Annotated in this window: 19 protein-coding genes and 1 other annotated feature; of the genes, 6 read left to right on the plus strand and 13 right to left on the minus strand. The window is 36.3% G+C overall.

Annotated features, from left to right (window positions below; all coding sequences use genetic code 11):
- Nucleotides 1–28: 28 nt before the first annotated feature.
- The 6 genes from leuA to AC0NJG_RS08915 all read right to left on the minus strand — a co-directional run bounded on the left by leuA (nt 29) and on the right by AC0NJG_RS08915 (nt 6,365).
- A complete protein-coding gene (gene leuA, locus AC0NJG_RS08890) occupies nt 29–1,549 on the minus strand; it encodes a 2-isopropylmalate synthase (RefSeq protein ID WP_087994454.1) in 1,521 nt (506 codons plus the stop codon).
- A 1-nt stretch (nt 1,550) separates the two neighbouring features.
- Complete coding sequence (gene ilvC / locus AC0NJG_RS08895) at nt 1,551–2,561, minus strand: ketol-acid reductoisomerase (RefSeq protein WP_087951791.1); 1,011 nt, start codon at nt 2,559–2,561, stop codon at nt 1,551–1,553.
- Between the two features lie 26 nt (nt 2,562–2,587).
- Nucleotides 2,588–3,097: an acetolactate synthase small subunit gene (ilvN, locus tag AC0NJG_RS08900; protein ID WP_087951790.1), complete on the minus strand. Its 510-nt coding sequence runs from the start codon at nt 3,095–3,097 to the stop codon at nt 2,588–2,590.
- Nucleotides 3,094–4,794 (minus strand): acetolactate synthase large subunit, encoded by a 1,701-nt coding sequence (ilvB, locus tag AC0NJG_RS08905; protein WP_087951789.1) that lies wholly within the window; start codon nt 4,792–4,794, stop codon nt 3,094–3,096. The genes ilvN and ilvB overlap by 4 nt, the downstream gene beginning before the upstream one ends.
- A gap of 72 nt (nt 4,795–4,866) precedes the next feature.
- Nucleotides 4,867–5,095, minus strand: a binding site (T-box leader).
- 16 nt (nt 5,096–5,111) lie between these two features.
- Nucleotides 5,112–6,008, minus strand: a complete 897-nt coding sequence (gene ilvE, locus AC0NJG_RS08910; RefSeq protein WP_001005497.1) for a branched-chain-amino-acid transaminase — start codon at nt 6,006–6,008, stop codon at nt 5,112–5,114.
- A 141-nt stretch (nt 6,009–6,149) separates the two neighbouring features.
- Nucleotides 6,150–6,365, minus strand: coding sequence for a hypothetical protein (locus AC0NJG_RS08915; protein WP_140168456.1), 216 nt, complete (start codon nt 6,363–6,365; stop codon nt 6,150–6,152).
- A gap of 59 nt (nt 6,366–6,424) precedes the next feature.
- Here AC0NJG_RS08915 and AC0NJG_RS08920 point away from each other — a divergent pair, with 59 nt between their 5' ends.
- Nucleotides 6,425–6,664, plus strand: a complete 240-nt coding sequence (locus AC0NJG_RS08920) for a DUF3911 family protein (protein WP_000752509.1) — start codon at nt 6,425–6,427, stop codon at nt 6,662–6,664.
- A gap of 85 nt (nt 6,665–6,749) precedes the next feature.
- Nucleotides 6,750–6,989, plus strand: coding sequence for a YkuS family protein (locus tag AC0NJG_RS08925; RefSeq protein ID WP_001062582.1), 240 nt, complete (start codon nt 6,750–6,752; stop codon nt 6,987–6,989).
- Nucleotides 6,990–7,352: 363 nt separating this feature from the next.
- Here the strand turns inward: AC0NJG_RS08925 and AC0NJG_RS08930 are convergent, their stop codons facing one another.
- Together AC0NJG_RS08930 and ytfJ are read right to left on the minus strand one after the other, a co-directional pair.
- Nucleotides 7,353–7,442, minus strand: a complete 90-nt coding sequence (locus AC0NJG_RS08930; RefSeq protein ID WP_000608225.1) for a hypothetical protein — start codon at nt 7,440–7,442, stop codon at nt 7,353–7,355.
- A 108-nt stretch (nt 7,443–7,550) separates the two neighbouring features.
- Nucleotides 7,551–8,018, minus strand: coding sequence for a GerW family sporulation protein (gene ytfJ, locus AC0NJG_RS08935; RefSeq protein WP_087951787.1), 468 nt, complete (start codon nt 8,016–8,018; stop codon nt 7,551–7,553).
- A gap of 263 nt (nt 8,019–8,281) precedes the next feature.
- On the opposite strand from ytfJ, the gene AC0NJG_RS08940 reads away from it, so the two are divergent.
- The gene (locus tag AC0NJG_RS08940; protein ID WP_002020776.1) at nt 8,282–8,674 is read left to right on the plus strand and encodes an imidazole glycerol phosphate synthase; all 393 of its coding nucleotides are present in this window, start codon (nt 8,282–8,284) and stop codon (nt 8,672–8,674) included.
- A gap of 33 nt (nt 8,675–8,707) precedes the next feature.
- Here AC0NJG_RS08940 and AC0NJG_RS08945 read toward each other — a convergent pair whose 3' ends face one another.
- The gene (locus AC0NJG_RS08945) at nt 8,708–10,051 is read right to left on the minus strand and encodes a TrkH family potassium uptake protein (protein WP_474062988.1); all 1,344 of its coding nucleotides are present in this window, start codon (nt 10,049–10,051) and stop codon (nt 8,708–8,710) included.
- 1,332 nt (nt 10,052–11,383) lie between these two features.
- Between AC0NJG_RS08945 and AC0NJG_RS08950 the strand changes: the two genes are divergently transcribed.
- Entirely contained in the window at nt 11,384–12,619 is a 1,236-nt protein-coding gene (locus tag AC0NJG_RS08950; RefSeq protein WP_016716973.1) for a dicarboxylate/amino acid:cation symporter, read from the plus strand.
- 21 nt (nt 12,620–12,640) lie between these two features.
- Here AC0NJG_RS08950 and AC0NJG_RS08955 read toward each other — a convergent pair whose 3' ends face one another.
- Together AC0NJG_RS08955 and AC0NJG_RS08960 are read right to left on the minus strand one after the other, a co-directional pair.
- Nucleotides 12,641–12,796 carry a hypothetical protein gene (locus tag AC0NJG_RS08955; protein ID WP_000184931.1) on the minus strand — a complete coding sequence of 52 codons (156 nt, stop codon included), beginning with the start codon at nt 12,794–12,796 and terminating at the stop codon, nt 12,641–12,643.
- A 135-nt stretch (nt 12,797–12,931) separates the two neighbouring features.
- Nucleotides 12,932–13,351 carry a MarR family winged helix-turn-helix transcriptional regulator gene (locus AC0NJG_RS08960; RefSeq protein ID WP_016716972.1) on the minus strand — a complete coding sequence of 140 codons (420 nt, stop codon included), beginning with the start codon at nt 13,349–13,351 and terminating at the stop codon, nt 12,932–12,934.
- A gap of 162 nt (nt 13,352–13,513) precedes the next feature.
- Between AC0NJG_RS08960 and AC0NJG_RS08965 the strand changes: the two genes are divergently transcribed.
- On the plus strand, nt 13,514–13,945 hold the full coding sequence (locus tag AC0NJG_RS08965) for a YrvL family regulatory protein (protein ID WP_088326538.1): 432 nt from the start codon (nt 13,514–13,516) through the stop codon (nt 13,943–13,945).
- Nucleotides 13,946–13,978: 33 nt separating this feature from the next.
- Complete coding sequence (locus AC0NJG_RS08970; protein WP_140421174.1) at nt 13,979–14,566, plus strand: thioredoxin family protein; 588 nt, start codon at nt 13,979–13,981, stop codon at nt 14,564–14,566.
- Nucleotides 14,567–14,603: 37 nt separating this feature from the next.
- Here AC0NJG_RS08970 and AC0NJG_RS08975 read toward each other — a convergent pair whose 3' ends face one another.
- Both AC0NJG_RS08975 and uppP read right to left on the minus strand, forming a co-directional pair.
- Entirely contained in the window at nt 14,604–15,068 is a 465-nt protein-coding gene (locus AC0NJG_RS08975) for an SRPBCC family protein (RefSeq protein WP_016716970.1), read from the minus strand.
- 188 nt (nt 15,069–15,256) lie between these two features.
- Nucleotides 15,257–16,048 (minus strand): bacitracin resistance undecaprenyl-diphosphatase, encoded by a 792-nt coding sequence (gene uppP / locus AC0NJG_RS08980; RefSeq protein ID WP_000796264.1) that lies wholly within the window; start codon nt 16,046–16,048, stop codon nt 15,257–15,259.
- Nucleotides 16,049–16,143: the final 95 nt, after the last annotated feature.

Below are 16,143 nucleotides of genomic sequence, written 5' to 3' on the forward strand. Positions count from 1 at the left end.
AGAATAGCTCCTCTCACCTGTCAAACACTTATTTCACAAGCTGGATAAAAGATTTTAATTTCCCCGCTGCGTGGACATATGCTCTTGCCGACGCTTCCAATACGTCTTGCGCGACACCAAAACCTGATACTTGATGCGTTCCTTCTTTTAATTCAACATGAACATGAGCCAGCGCGTCTTGACCTTGCGTAATAGATTGTATGCGATAATCTGCCAATTCACATTCTAAGCCTAAAATTCTTTGGATTGCATTATAAATTGCTTCAATACTACCTGAGCCAGTAGCTGCATCTTCGTATACATTTCCTTCTTCATCTTTTAATACAACTGTCGCGCATTGTGTACTATTTGATACGAAATGTACTTGCAGTTGCGTAATTGTATATTGCTGAGCCGCAAATGCTGCTTCACCAAGCATAAGTGCTTGTAAATCTTCCTCCGTAATTTCCTTCTTACGATCAGCTAATTTTTTAAAGGCTTCAAACACTGCATCTCGTTCTTCCTTTGTAAATTCATAGCCAAGCTCTTTCATTTTTTCTGTAAACGCGTGACGTCCAGAATGTTTTCCAAGTACAAATAGATTTTGAGATTCGCCTACTAGCTCTGGTTCAATAATCTCATACGTTGTCACTTCTTTTAATACACCATCTTGATGAATTCCTGATTCATGAGCGAATGCATTCGCTCCCACGATCGCTTTATTTTTCGGTACAACCATCCCTGTTAATCTGCTTACTAATGTACTCGTCGCTTTAATTTCTTTTAGCGTCATAGAAGACTGCGCTTTATAGAAATCTTTTCTAATATGAAGAGCAACTGCGACCTCTTCTAACGCCGCATTCCCTGCCCTTTCTCCAATTCCATTAATTGTTCCTTCTACTTGTAACGCTCCGCCTTTAACCGCAGCTAATGAATTGGCTACAGCCATCCCAAGATCATCGTGACAATGACAAGAGAAAATTGCTTTTTCATATGAAGGAACGGATTCTTGTAAGTATTTAAAAAGAGAATAATATTCTTCTGGATTCGTATATCCAACTGTATCTGGAATATTAATTACATTTGCTCCTGCACGAATCGCCACTTCTACTGCTTCAGCTAAAAAATCTCTTGCTGTTCTTGTCGCATCTTCTGCAGAAAATTGTACTGTCGGAAATAACGATTTCCCAAGTGTAACCGAGCGATGAATACTATCTAATACATCTTCCTTTGACATACAAAGCTTATACTTCATATGAATATCACTCGTAGCTAAAAATACGTGTAGACGAGGAGATACAGCACCTTTCACCGCTTCATATGCTCTTCGAATATCACATTCTTTCGCTCTAGCTAAACTCATGACTGTAGCATTTTGAATCGTATTTGCGATGCGTTTTACCGATTGAAAATCCCCTTCGGAAGCTGCTGCAAAGCCAGCTTCCATTACGTTAATACCAAGTCTCTCTAATTGCCTTGCGATTTGCAATTTCTCTTGTTCATTTAAATTCACTCCTGGTGATTGTTCGCCATCACGTAGCGTCGTATCCATGAACAAAATCTGCTTCATATTATTTGACCCCTGCCTTTACTCGCGGCTGTACGAAAGGCATCATTTCACGTAATTTACGTCCAACTACTTCGATTTCATGTTCATTCTCTTTCTCATTTGTCGCATGGAAATTTGGTTTTCCTGCTTTATGCTCTGCAATCCAACCTTTCGCAAATGTACCATCTTGAATTTCGGCTAGTACTGCACCCATCGCTTTCTTCGTATCTTCCGTTACAACGCGTGGTCCTGATACGAAGTCGCCCCACTGTGCTGTATCTGAAACTGAATATCTCATATTTTCAAGTCCACCTTCATACATAAGGTCAACGATTAGTTTTAGTTCATGTAAACATTCAAAATATGCAAGTTCAGGCTGGTATCCTGCATCAACTAGCGTTTCAAATCCAGCTTTTACTAGCGCAGTTACTCCGCCGCAAAGTACAGCTTGCTCTCCAAATAAATCTGTTTCTGTTTCTTCTTTAAACGTCGTTTCTAATACGCCCGCTCTCGTCGCTCCAATTCCATCAGCATAAGAAAGTGCCTTTTCAGTCGCAACTCCTGTTGCATCTTGGTATACTGCAAATAATGCCGGAACAGCGCCGCCCTCACTAAATGTACGGCGTACAAGATGTCCTGGACCTTTTGGGGCTACTAGAAATACATCTACATTCGCTGGTGGTTTTACTTGATCAAAGTGAACATTAAATCCGTGTGCAAAAACGAGAGAATTTCCTGCCTGTAAATTTGGTGCAATTTCAGCTTCATATACTTCTGGTTGCAGTTCATCTGGCAGTAAAATCATTACTACATCAGCCTGCTTTGCTGCTTCCGCTACTGTATATACAGAAAATCCATCTTCTTTCGCTTTATCCCAAGACTTCCCTTTTCTTAAACCTACTACTACATCAAATCCGTTATCACGCAAGTTTTGCGCATGCGCATGACCTTGCGAGCCATATCCGATGATTGCTACTTTCTTTTCTTTTAATACATTTACCGTTACATCTTTCTCATAATAAACCTTTGCCATTTTCATTTCCCCCTATATTTAAATGATTATTGAATTAACATAATTTGCTTATCTTGTTTTTTCATACTACGCGTAAATGCTGTTACACCTGTTCTAGCAATTTCTTTCAAACCGTATGGACGAAGTAATTCAATTAACGCTTCTACTTTCTCCTGCGTACCGGTTACTTGCACAACTATGGAATCCTTTCCAACATCTATTACAGCGGCTCGAAACGGTTCAATTAAACTATATAATTCCGCTCTCGCTACTGAAGTTGCTACTTTAATAAGTGCAAGTTCTCTTGCAATCATCGCTTCTTCTGTAATATCTGATACTTTCAAAACATCAATTTGCTTATGAAGTTGTTTAATTAACTGCTCCACTTGCTGTTCATTTTCAACGTGTACAACAATCGTCATCCGCGATATATCCGATGATTCCGTATGACCTACTGAAATACTTTCAATATTAAAATGTCTTCGTGTCATAACACCTGTAATTCGATTTAACACACCGCTTTGATTTCGAACTGTTGCTGTAACAATTCTCTTCACCTTTTTTCCACTCCCTCCATTTGGTGAACACCTCTCCCTGGCGCAACCATCGGCATTACCTTTTCTGATTGAAGTACACGGCAATCAATTACAACTGGCTCTTGTAATTCAATCGCATTCTGTATTTGCTTCTTTGCAAGAAGTGGATCATCTATGCGAACTCCTTTTATACCATACGCATTCGCAAGAGCGACGAAGTCTGGTTGACACGACAGTAAAGAGTGCGAGTATCTTTGATTATAAAATTCATCTTGCCATTGTCTTACCATTCCTAAAGCTTCATTATTTAAAATAAACACTTTAACAGGTAAGGAGTGTTCTTTTAACACACTTAATTCTTGTAGGGTCATTTGAAATCCAGCGTCACCGACAATTGCAATTACTAATTCTTCAGGCTTTGCAATTTGTGCACCAATTGCTGCAGGGAATCCGAATCCCATCGTTCCTAATCCTCCTGAAGTTACCCATTTATCTGGATTTTTTAGCGGATAATATTGGGCTGCCCACATTTGATGTTGCCCCACATCTGTTGTTACAATCGCTTCTCCTTTCGTAATTTCATATAACATATCAATTGCATATTGAGGCTTAATACTTTCAGAATTTCGTTTATAAGAGAATGGATACTTTTCTTTTCTTTTCTTTAATAAAGAGATCCACTCATGATGATCTTCTTTTCTTCCTTCTGGTTGAAGTAATACTTGGAGCGCTTGCTTAGCACTTGCAACAATAGGAATTTCAGTCGGCACATTTTTTCCGATTTCTGCTGGATCAATATCAATATGCGCGACAGTCGCCTCTTTCGCAAAATAAGCTAAATTTCCAGTAAGACGATCATCGAATCTCGCACCTATATTAATGAGTAAGTCGCATTCATATAACGCCATATTAGCTGTGTAAGAACCATGCATTCCTCCCATCCCTAGAAAAAGCTCTTCATCTGGCGGAAAGCCTCCAAGACCAAGTAATGTATGCACAACTGGAATTTCATATTTACGAGCAAAACTCGTTAACTCTTTTGATGCTTTCGCATGCAATACACCTGCTCCAGCTAAAATTAACGGCTTGCTTGCAGTCCTAATTGCTTGTAATAATTTGTTTATTTGGAGTAGATTCGGTTCATAATTCGGATTGTATCCTGGTAAATCCATTTGTACGTCATTACATCGTTCGCCTTGCTCTACTACCATATCTTTCGGAAGGTCAATAACGACTGGCCCTGGTCTTCCTGTTCTAGCAATATAAAATGCTTCTTTAATAATTCGAGGTAAATCTGAAGCCTTTCGCACTTGATAATTATGTTTGGTCACCGGCATCGTAAGCCCCATAATATCTGCTTCTTGAAAAGCATCACTTCCAATTAACGTTGTTGCTACTTGCCCTGTAAATACTACAAGTGGTAATGAATCAATCATCGCATCTGCTAGACCAGTAATCACATTTGTAGCACCCGGTCCACTCGTTGCAATGACAACCCCTGGATTGCCAGTAATTCTGGCATATCCTTCAGCAGCGTGAATAGCACCTTGTTCATGCCTTGCTAAAATATGCGGAATTTCACAGTCATAGAGTGCATCATAAAGAGGTAAAACAGCACCACCAGGATAACCAAAAATCACTTCTACTCCTTCCTTTTCTAGCGCTTCTAACAATAGCTGTGCACCAGTTGCCAGTTTCTCTTCCGTTTTTGAAGACATTGTTCTTATAAGCCCCCTTTTAAAAACTTTTATCAATAAAAAAAATCCTACGTCCACACTCCAGCTATGTGCTGAAGGGACGAAAGATTTCGCGGTACCACCCTTCTTTGCAAGAATACTCTTGCCTCAGTGACCCATAAAATGAGTCTAGCTAATAACGGAGCTACCGTCTAAGCCTAGACAAATGCTTCAGCTTAGCACTCAAGGGCGATGTTCGTCGACGTGAACCATCGGTTTCCAGCAACCACCGACTCTCTGTGAGGCTTCACAATCAACTACTCCTCCCTATCAACGCTTTCTTATGTTATAAAGAGTTGTTATCCAACTTTATTTTCTTCGTAAATTTTCTCTCCATCTTCTATAACTAACTTTCGGAATTCTTCTAATAAACGATTCGTATGTGGACCCGTTTGCCCTAAACCAATCGTTCTACCATCTACTGTCGTAACAGCAATTACTTCAGCTGCTGTTCCTGTTAAAAATACTTCATCAGCTACATATACGTCATGTCTTGTAAATAACTCTTCTCTAACGTCATATCCAAGTTTTTCACCAATTTCTAAAATAGCGTTTCGTGTAATACCTTCTAACGCTCCAGCAGAACTTGGTGGTGTAATTAATTTATTTCCTTTTACAATAAATACATTATCCCCTGAGCCTTCAGCTACGTATCCTTGATCATTTAACATAAGCGCTTCTTGTACTCCAGCCAATTTCGCTTCGATGCGAACTAAAATATTGTTTAAGTAATTTAAAGATTTTACTTGAGGCGACAATACATCTGGACGGTTTCGACGCGTTGCAACTGTTACAACTGGAATCCCTTTTTCATAATATTCTTGCGGGAATAAAGATAGTTGCTCTGCAATTACTACTACATTCGGTTTTTTACAAGAATCAGGATCTAATCCAAGGTTTCCTGCTCCTCTCGATACAACTAGGCGAATGTATCCATTAGATAATTTATTTTGTCGAATCGTCTCAACAACAATATTCGTTACTTCATCTAAAGAATATGGAATTTCTAACATGATGGATTTTGCTGATTCATATAACCGGACAAGATGCTCTCTCAAACGGAAAACATTACCGCTATAGACTCTAATTCCTTCAAATACTCCATCTCCATATAAATAACCATGATCATATACTGATACTTTTGCCTCGTCTTTTGGAACAAATTCTCCATTTAAGAAAATCCATTGCTCGTTCACTGGAAAGCGCCTCCTATGTTCTATGAATTTTTTATTGTTTCCTAGTTTACTCTCCTTTCTAAATAAATCAAGTGAATTTTTAGAAAATTTATAATTTTTATTCGCACGTACATCTTTAATTATATTGATTTAACAACATTGTTAACGTTTACAAAAAGTCAAAAAATTTTTTTCGTCAATTTTCACTAAAAAAAATATTTGTTTAAAAGAAGGATTTTCGTCAATTGATACGAATCTATTGTATTCAATAAACGGACGTCCGTTTTTATAAATTCGGGAATATACAATGACTTTTGCTGAAAAAGGGGGAAAATAATAAAAATAACGCTGTCTAAAAATAACATTCATATTTTTCATTTCGGAATCATAATCCTATTTTTAAAAAACAATTTGTCAAAATGAAGGAGGAAATCAATATGGCGTGTGTACAAATTAAAGGAACGAGACAAGAGGTAGTAGAAATGCTTCAACTATTTGATCTAATGGATACGAAAGGTTTTTGTAAATTCGATAATTATGTAGAGGTAGAACCAAATAATAAAAAACATAACAATTTTATTGCTTCCATCGACATCCATTCAAATACTTCTTCCGCCCAAGATACTTTAAACGATCAATTCGTAAGCCAAATGCTTACTGGTGTATATAACGACTAAACAAATGAATATATCCTACCATCTTTCATAAATATATGCGCCGAACTTGAGCATACTAACAACTAGATGGTAGGAGGTGAGAATTATGGCTAAAATTGGTGTTGAAAACTCGTTAACAGATGTTCAGCAAGCTCTTCAGCAACAGGGACATGAGGTCGTTACCCTTAACTCAGAACATGATGCACAAGGATGCGACTGTTGTGTTGTAACTGGGCAAGATTCTAATATGATGGGTATTGCAGATACCTCAATAAAAGGATCGGTAATTACAGCTCATGGTTTAACAACGGATGAAATTTGCCAACAAGTTGAAAGCCGTATTTAAATTCAATACACAAAAAGAAAGAGGACTCCTTCTGAAAAGGAGCCCTCTTTTTTATATTCACCTAACGGGAAAGTAACATATACTGGATGAAAGCCCTACCTCTCTCTCATCATTACGGTTCCACTGACCGCTCCTTGATTCACTAGTATACCTATAAAGCCTATAATTATAATTTATAGGGTTTGTTCACAAAAGTTGTTGGTAAAACTACCCGATCTTTCGCAAACTTTTCGTATTATATTTATAAGATTTATTCACTTTACACTAGCTGTAACCGAGACACGAATTAAAATTTTAACATCAATATAATAACTTGTCAACATTTTTTACAAATTAAAAACAGACAGTAACGGTTTGTCTGTTTTAGAATGGAGCTTTTTCTTTTATTACATATACAACAAAGCCGCTTACTAACATACATAAGCCAACTACTAAGTTTTTGATATTAATCATAAGTTCCTCTCCCTTATTCCACACATCATATATATTTACAGTTCAATTATTCCGATCATCATAAAGCGCACTTTTTCTAATATATCATAATTCCTAAAAAATGCAAGTTCACTTTTGACGATTATTTACAAATTTATCTACAGTGCTTGGTACAGTATTTAAAGCCTTCTCAATTAAATGCGTACTACTATTGAGGTGCAATACTTGCACACCGTTAGAACCAACTACTAAAAAAGCAACTGGGCTAATAGAAACCCCAGCCCCGCTTCCGCCTCCAAATGGATGACTTTGCTTATTCTCTTTATGCTGCCCTTGTCCATTATTATGTTTTTGGGAAATAAATTCACCTTTAAAGTCACTTCCTCCAGCTCCAAAACCAAAGGCCACTTGAGATACTGTTAATACTACATTTCCATCAGCTGTTGAAACTGGACTTCCAACAATCGTATTTACATCTACCATCTCTTTTAAATTTGTCATTGCTGTTTTCATTAAATTTTCAATTGGATGTTCCATTATGTATTGCACCCTTTCCTCATTATTCTTTTTTATACTTTCCAAAATAGAGGAAGTCATACTAACTTTTCCTATTTCAAAAAAACAATCTTCACCTTTTAAATGGATATTACTCCCTGTACATACTCGGATAAAGTGAAACTTTAATCAGTGGGGGTTCTTCATCCCCCACTGATTATTAGCCCTAACCAATCGGACTTTTATGGGCAGTTGATTCCCCACCTAACTTCTTTGCTTTCGCTGAATTTTGAGGTGGAGGTCTTACTGCCCATTAAAGCGGGATAAAAAAGATAAAGAGATACATACTACTATTGAACCTTGTTATGAAAGGAGTCATGACTTTGACTGAGAAATTTGATGAGTATAAAAAAAGAGATAGAATAGATAGTGATTATAGTGACTATAAAGAAGAATATGCAGCTGAGGTTGCACCACAGCGCATTGATTATGATTACGATGAGAAGGACCATAAAGATGATGTAAGATCTTCCGCTGCTGGATCAACGGCTGGCTTTATCGCTCTTGCCTTATCTATCTTATCACTTTTCACCTTCCCAACATTATTCGGTCTTGTTTCTGTACTACTAGGTATTTACGCTTATAACCGCGGAGCTACTGTAACTGGTGGTATCGCTGCGATTGTCGGCGGAATTGCAGCACTCATTGCAATTTTATTCCGAGTAGCACTTATCGGCTTATTGTTCTCCCTCTTTTAAAAAGAAAAAGGTATCTCGCTTATGCGGGATACCTTATCCTGTAAATACATCTTCTGACGGATATTTAATTTTTTGTTTTGCTGGTCGCGCTAAAGAAAATACAAGTGTTAACGGTCCAATTAATCCACAAAACATAACAAACATAATCATACATTTTCCAAATGCTGATAACTTCGCAGTAATCCCCATCGTTAACCCTACAGTACCAAATGCTGAAATTGTTTCAAATAGTAACTCAATAAAACTGAAGTTTTCTGTAAGCATTAATACAAATACTGCTGCAAAAATGAGGATTTGACTGGCAACGGCAATGGCTAATGCTCTCGTTACTGTCGACATTTTTATTGTGCGCTGAAATAATACGATTTCCTCTTTCTTTCTAAAGAAAGAAAGGACAGATGTAACTAAAATAACAAACGTTGTTAATTTAATCCCTCCACCTGTTGATACACTTCCTGCACCAATAAACATTAAAACCATCGTAAATAATATAGATGATTCTTCCATTCCCCCGTAGTCAACTGTATTAAATCCAGCAGTACGAGGAGTAATCCCTTGGAAGAAAGAAGCCCATAACTTTTCATTTAAAGGTAAATTCCCTAACGTCTTCATATTATTATATTCCAATACAAAAATCACAAGCATCGCTATCACATTTAGCGCTACCGTTCCAATAATCATGATTTTGGAATGAAGCGATAGTTTTCGAAAACTCCGGCTATACCATATATCAATTAATACGGTAAATCCGAGACCACCTATTACGATTAAAGAGCAAATCCCAATATTAATAATAGGATCGCCTACATACCTTGTTAAATTATCCGGCCATAGAGCAAATCCAGCATTATTATAAGATGCGATCACGTGAAAAATACTATAGTATACACCTTTTCCAAAGCCAAGCTCTGGAATAAAACGAAATGATAAAAAGATGACTCCAATAAACTCAATACAAATTGAAAATATAAAGACACGTTTTACTAATTTTACGAGACCACCTATATTTGTCTGATTAAACGCCTCTCCAATTAACAAGCGATGACGTAATCCGATTTTTTTACCTAATACCCAAACAACTAAAATGGCAATTGTCATAAGACCTAGACCGCCTGTTTGAATTAAAAACATAATTACAATTTCGCCGAACATCGTAAACGTACTTGCAGTATCTACTACTCCCAATCCCGTTACAGTCGCTGCTGATGTTGCCGTAAAGAAAGCATCTACCCAACTAATATGTACTTTCGTTGCGAATGGTAACTTTAATAACAAACCGCCAACCACAATTAGGCAGAAAAAACCTAATGCTAATATTTGTGGTGGATTTAATCGTATAAAACGATTATACAGCCTTTGTCTTTTTGTTACTTCCATATTCACTAACTCCCTTTTTGCCCCTCATAACTAAAGGCTTATAAAGTGAAACTTTAATCAGTGGGGGTTTTCTTCATCCCCCACTGATTATTAGTTGAACCAATCGGGCTTTAATGGGCAGCCCGCCCCCCACCTAATTTCTTTGCTTTCGCTGAATTTTGAGGTGGGGGTCTTACTGCCCATTAAAGCGTGATAAAAAACCTTAAATAGCGGGATAAACCTTATATTCTTATAATATAGTTGAGCATAATCCTTTTTTTCATAGTTTTCAACTTTTATTTATACTCGAACTTTACTTCATTTTATGACAAGACTCTTTCTATTATATTTATCCTTACTCTACAACTCTCGCAACAATCATTTTATATGTATCATTTCTTAAATCCTCATATCTTTCACTCTATGTTCACATAGGGGTCACATCTATCTTTTATAGTATATGTATCGGAGTTGTTCCTCCCTAATTTATAAGACATTCCCCAGTGTCTTGAACAACTTCCATCCCTAATTAAATTGACATAAATTGTCCCTTTCCTTAGGCCATCCTGTGTGATGGTCTTATTTTTTGTCTTTCTATCTTCTATTTAAAACTCCCTCTCTCTTTCACTCTATGTTCACATCAAGGGCACACTCACCTTTTATAGTATATATATCGAAGTTGTTCCTCCCTAATTTATAAGACATTCCCCAGTGTCTTGAACAACTTCCATCCCTAATTAAATTGACATAAATTGTCCCTTTCCTTAGGCCATCCTGTGTGATGGTCTTATTTTTTGTCTTTCTATCTTCTATTTAAAACTCCCTCTCTCTTTCACTCTATGTTCACATCAAGGGCACACTCACCTTTTATAGTATATATATCGAAGTTGTTCCTCCCTAATTTATAAGACATTCCCCAGTGTCTTGAACAACTTCCATCCCTAATTAAATTGACATAAATTGTCCCTTTCCTTAGGCCATCCTGTGTGATGGTCTTATTTTTTGTTTACTCTATCTTCTATTTAAAACTCCCTCTCCCTTTCACTCTATGTTCACATCAAAGTCACACTTACCTTTTATAGTATATGTATCGAAGCTATTCCTCCCTAATTTAAGAGACATTCCCCAGTGTCTTTGAATGGCTTCCATCCCTAATTAAATTGACATAAATTGTCCCCTTCCCTAGACCATCCTATGTGATGGTCTATTTTGTTTTTCAAATACAAAATGTAATCCTCTCTACATTAAAACAAAAATCTCACACTAAATATTCAGAAAATATTGTCAAAATAGGTATTTTTTCGGTACAATTAATGTAGAAAGCTATTTTACAAAAAATAAGGGGGGATTTTATTGAAACAAACAAAAGCAATCTTAATTGCATTATTTCTCGGTTTAGTTGTCGGACTTACTTTAAATTTAGCTGCTCCATCCATTTTTGATCCATTAAATCAATATGTGTTCAATCCACTTGGTCAATTATTTATTCGACTCATTAAAATGCTAGTTGTTCCTGTTGTGTTTATTTCTATCGTGCTTGGAGCTGCTGGTCTTGGAGATCCGAAGCAACTTGGAAGAATTGGTTTAAAATCAATTTCATTCTTCCTCGTCACAACAGCTGTTGCCATCTCTATCGCTGTTACATTTGCACTTATTATAAAACCAGGATCTGGCGGTAACTTTAAAACCGAAGGGCTTAAATATGAGGGGGCAAAAACCGAAACATCTTTCGTTGATACATTGTTAAATATCGTACCAGATAATCCAGCAAAAGCGATGGCTGATGGAAACATGTTACAAATTATTGCCTTTGCCGTATTAATTGGACTTGGTATAGCTATTTTAGGAAAACGTGTCCAAGGTATTCATTCATTACTTGAACAGGGCAACGAATTAATGATGTATCTCGTTAATCTCGTTATGAAATTAGCTCCAATCGGAACATTTGGGTTGCTTGCTTCATCCGTTGGTAAAATGGGTCTTGCAGGCGTCGCTGCGATGTTCAAGTATATGATTGTCGTTATGCTAGTACTTATTATTCACGGTGTCTTCGTATATGGTGGCTTATTAAAAGTATTAGCAAAAGAAAGCATTGTCCGTTTCTTTAAACATTTCGGACCAGTAATGGCGATTGGATTTAGTACATCTAGCTCTAATGCATCTCTTCCATTTGCAATGAAAACCGCACAAGAGAAGCTTGGTGTTCCAAAAGCAATCAGCTCTTTTGTACAACCACTAGGTGCAACAATTAATATGGATGGTACTGCCATTATGCAAGGTGTAGCAACTGTATTTATCGCTCAAGTATACGGCGTTGAACTTACTATCTCCCAGTTAGCTGTAGTCGTATTAACTGCTGTACTAGCAAGTATCGGTACTGCTGGTGTACCAGGTGTTGGGCTTGTAATGCTGACGATGGTTTTAAATCAAGTAAATCTACCAGTAGAAGGTATTGCCTTAATTATCGGTATTGACCGCATTCTAGATATGTCAAGAACAGCTGTAAATATTTCTGGTGATGCAATTTGCGCAATGATTGTCGCAAAATCAGAAGAAAAATATACTACAGATCAATCTGCCGCGTCTTAAATCAAAAAGGAGTGAAATGATTCACTCCTTTTTTGATTTACTTCCCTTTTTCGAACGATATTCTTTTCCTTTATTATCGTTACCAGTTTCAAATTCTGCACTAAACTCTTGCTGAAATTGCCCTGATTTCGGTGAGCCTTGATTTCCGCTCCCTTTACTCCCATTTCGATTTGTCATATTTCTGCCCCCTTCCTTTATTAGTAGTATGTTACATATTTTCTTTTTTATAATCTTTTACATACGAAAGAAGACCTTCCTCATATAAGGAAAGTCTTCTTTTCAAAACGTAAGCGTTTTCTTACTTATAATGACTTAAATAAGTTTTTTAGAAATAGATATCATTATATTCATTTCTTCTTCTGAAAGCGCAGAAAATCTTTCTTGCAAATATTGTTTTTTTGCATCTTCCATTTTTGCAACTAAATCTTTTCCTTGTTCAGTAATCTCCAAATATACAACTCGGCGATCTGACGTAGAACGTGAACGAGTTACAAAACCTTTATTAATTAATTTTTCTGTAACAGCTGTAATATGACTATTCGACACATTTAACTCATTCGCCACACGTGATACCATTTCTTTATTCGTACGATTCAATATTCTAAGGACGATGAACTCATTCCACGGTATGTAACCACCAAATATTTTTCCAATATCATTACGCAACGTGCGGAACATAGCAAAAACATTTGTCGATAGTTCTTCCATTAATTGCTCTCGATTTTGAGACAACTTTGACAGCCCCTTTTATTTCATTTGGTTAAATAAAAACCTTATTAATAATTTTACATGAAATCTTACTTTTTGTCACCTTATTTTCCCATAATTCGTAGTTTTTTAATAGATATTTCATGATAAAATGAAGTTGAATTTCCAAAAAAAGGAGTTGGGATAGTGGGTGAAGAAGACAAATTTTTGAATCTCAATCTAAAAGATAAAACTTTGATTATTGGTTTTGTTATTCTGTTCCTCATTGTAATTTTTGCATTTATATTTTTTGTATATGTAGGAATCTTTCATATTACTGGTGTAGAGTATAGGTCGCGCACTGCCTTACTTCTATTTTTTTTATTAATTACTTTCTTAGACGGTATTATATTTTTCATCTTCAGTTTCTTCAAGGCACTGCTATATGCAATGACACAAAACATGCCAAATTGGCTTTCTATTACTCTTTTCGCAATCATTGAAATTACGCTAGATTGGTTCGTCATTCATACCGCTGACGATTGGATAGAGAGCGTGCAACTATCCAACATAGCTGAATTATGTGTCGTACTATTCTTTTTCCTATTAAGTAAATTATTAAGTGACAAGAAAGAGTAAGAATACAAGCTTTTCTATATAAAAATTGGTACAATGAAAACAAATCATACTAAAGAGGTGTTACTTATGAACTTACAACAATGGGCTGATAAAGGTATGTCCTTTGATACATATGTGAATGAAATGAAAGTAAATCAATACGAGCTACTGCACATTTACAATAACTTTTTAATTCCAAATGAATTACTTCCTGTATTAGAAGAACGTCAAAATGATGGCTGGCGTGTTATCGTATTAACAGCTGATTGGTGTGGCGATGCTCTTTTATGCGTGCCTGTTATGAAACGAATTTCTGAAGTTGCAAATATTGATATGTCATTATTAATTCGCGATGAAAACTTAGAATTAATGGATCAATATTTAACAAATGGAACAGCACGTGCGATTCCAATCTTTATTTTCATTGATAAAGATGGAAACGAACAAGCCGTTTGGGGACCACGTGCTCCAAAAGTACAAGAGTTAGTAACTTCAATGCGCGCTACATTGCCTGAAAAAGAAGACCCAACATTCGAAGAGAAACAAAAAGAAATGTACGCTAATTTCCGTGCCACATTAGCTGATGACACTTCTCTTTGGGAACATGTAATGGAAAGTATGATTGAGAAAGTAATAAAATAAAACCTGCCGATTTCGGCAGGTTTTTTATTAAACAAAATTACAATCCTTTTTTCTGAGAATATGCAGCATCTACGCACTCTGCTAACCGTTCCATTTCACCCATATATACTGCACGGGTCATCCATCCAGTCAACTTATACATAATCTTATATAAAAAATTCTTCGGTTCAAATTCTATAATTAAAGTAAGTGATGTACCTTCCTCATCCTCTTCTAACATATAAGTTGCGGCTGTATAGCCTTGCTTCATTTCACATCCAATTGATACGATATAAGGTGCTTCACACTCTAAAATTTCTGCCTCAAACTCATATATTTTCTTTCCCATCTTTTGCACGGATATATATTTATCACCTTCACGAGGATTATTTACATCTACATGTGGAGGATACCTATTTTCCACCATAAAGGTACTCCATTCCATTATTTTCTCGTCATTATTTACATAATCAAATACAACATCAATTGGTGCTGGAATTACTATTTCTATTGCAAAACTCACTAAACTGCCCCTCTCAAATACACTATCGATTTCCTTAAAATTATTATATAGACATCATTATGTCATATTTCATATGGTGAAATACAAGTATATGAGGGTAAAAATTTTCCCTCACGATAAAAAAACACCCTATAGAATAGACTTTTTTCAAATGTCTATTCTATAGGGTGTTACCAAGAATCTATTTCTTACATAATGAAGAAGTAGAATACCGCAGCTAAAATGAAACGGTAATAAGCGAACGGTGTTAGTTTTACACGAGCTAATAATTTTAAGAATGAAACAATTGCAAGCATCGCAACAACGAATGCAGTCACAAATCCTGTTGCAAATAACGTTACATCTGCCGAGCTTAATACATCCCAGCTTTTAATTAAATCTAATCCTGTTGCAGCCACCATCATCGGTACTGCTAAAATGAACGTATATTCAGCTGCCGCTGTATGCGACACGCGAGCTAATAAACCACCACTTATTGTAGAACCAGAACGAGAAAATCCTGGCCAAAGTGCTAAACATTGGAACATTCCAATTGTAAATGCTTGCTTATATGTGATTTCATCTAACGTTCTTGCTGTACTTGGTTTTGAAAACTTCTCAGCAACAATCATTAAAATACCACCAGCCACTAAACTAATGACAACTGGTCCTGGACCAAATAAAACCTTTTTAATTGCACTATGGAATAATACACCTAGTACCCCGGCAGGAATCATCCCAATAATAATATGTAATAAATTTAACGATGGCCCTTCTTTTACTTTTCCAATTCCAACTAACGACCATAACCGTTTCCAAAATACAACTACAACCGCTAAAATCGATCCCAATTGGATTACAACTTCAAAAACTTTCGCTCTCTCGTCTTCAAATCCAATTAAGTGTCCTGTTAAAATCATATGTCCTGTTGATGATACTGGTAAAAACTCTGTTAAACCTTCAACAGCACCCATGATTAAACCAATTAACCAATCAGCCACAAGTAGTGCCTCCTTAATAACAAATAATATGTAATTTTTTCACACCTTACCATAATACCTTATCCCTTTTTAAAGTGCATCCTTTTTTTATTGAT

The organism is Bacillus sp. SSR7 (assembly GCF_055902415.1).

Excerpts from the sequence above, each read along its gene's own strand:
- leuA (WP_087994454.1), bottom strand. The coding sequence starts at position 1,549 with ATGAAGCAGATTTTGTTCATGGATACGACGCTACGTGATGGCGAACAA.
- ilvC (WP_087951791.1), bottom strand. The coding sequence starts at position 2,561 with ATGGCAAAGGTTTATTATGAGAAAGATGTAACGGTAAATGTATTAAAA.
- ilvB (WP_087951789.1), bottom strand. The coding sequence starts at position 4,794 with ATGTCTTCAAAAACGGAAGAGAAACTGGCAACTGGTGCACAGCTATTG.
- AC0NJG_RS08915 (WP_140168456.1), bottom strand. The coding sequence starts at position 6,365 with ATGAAAAATATGAATGTTATTTTTAGACAGCGTTATTTTTATTATTTT.
- AC0NJG_RS08920 (WP_000752509.1), top strand. The coding sequence starts at position 6,425 with ATGGCGTGTGTACAAATTAAAGGAACGAGACAAGAGGTAGTAGAAATG.
- AC0NJG_RS08925 (WP_001062582.1), top strand. The coding sequence starts at position 6,750 with ATGGCTAAAATTGGTGTTGAAAACTCGTTAACAGATGTTCAGCAAGCT.
- AC0NJG_RS08930 (WP_000608225.1), bottom strand. The coding sequence starts at position 7,442 with ATGATTAATATCAAAAACTTAGTAGTTGGCTTATGTATGTTAGTAAGC.
- ytfJ (WP_087951787.1), bottom strand. The coding sequence starts at position 8,018 with ATGACTTCCTCTATTTTGGAAAGTATAAAAAAGAATAATGAGGAAAGG.
- AC0NJG_RS08940 (WP_002020776.1), top strand. The coding sequence starts at position 8,282 with ATGAAAGGAGTCATGACTTTGACTGAGAAATTTGATGAGTATAAAAAA.
- AC0NJG_RS08945 (WP_474062988.1), bottom strand. The coding sequence starts at position 10,051 with ATGGAAGTAACAAAAAGACAAAGGCTGTATAATCGTTTTATACGATTA.
- AC0NJG_RS08955 (WP_000184931.1), bottom strand. The coding sequence starts at position 12,796 with ATGACAAATCGAAATGGGAGTAAAGGGAGCGGAAATCAAGGCTCACCG.
- AC0NJG_RS08970 (WP_140421174.1), top strand. The coding sequence starts at position 13,979 with ATGAAAACAAATCATACTAAAGAGGTGTTACTTATGAACTTACAACAA.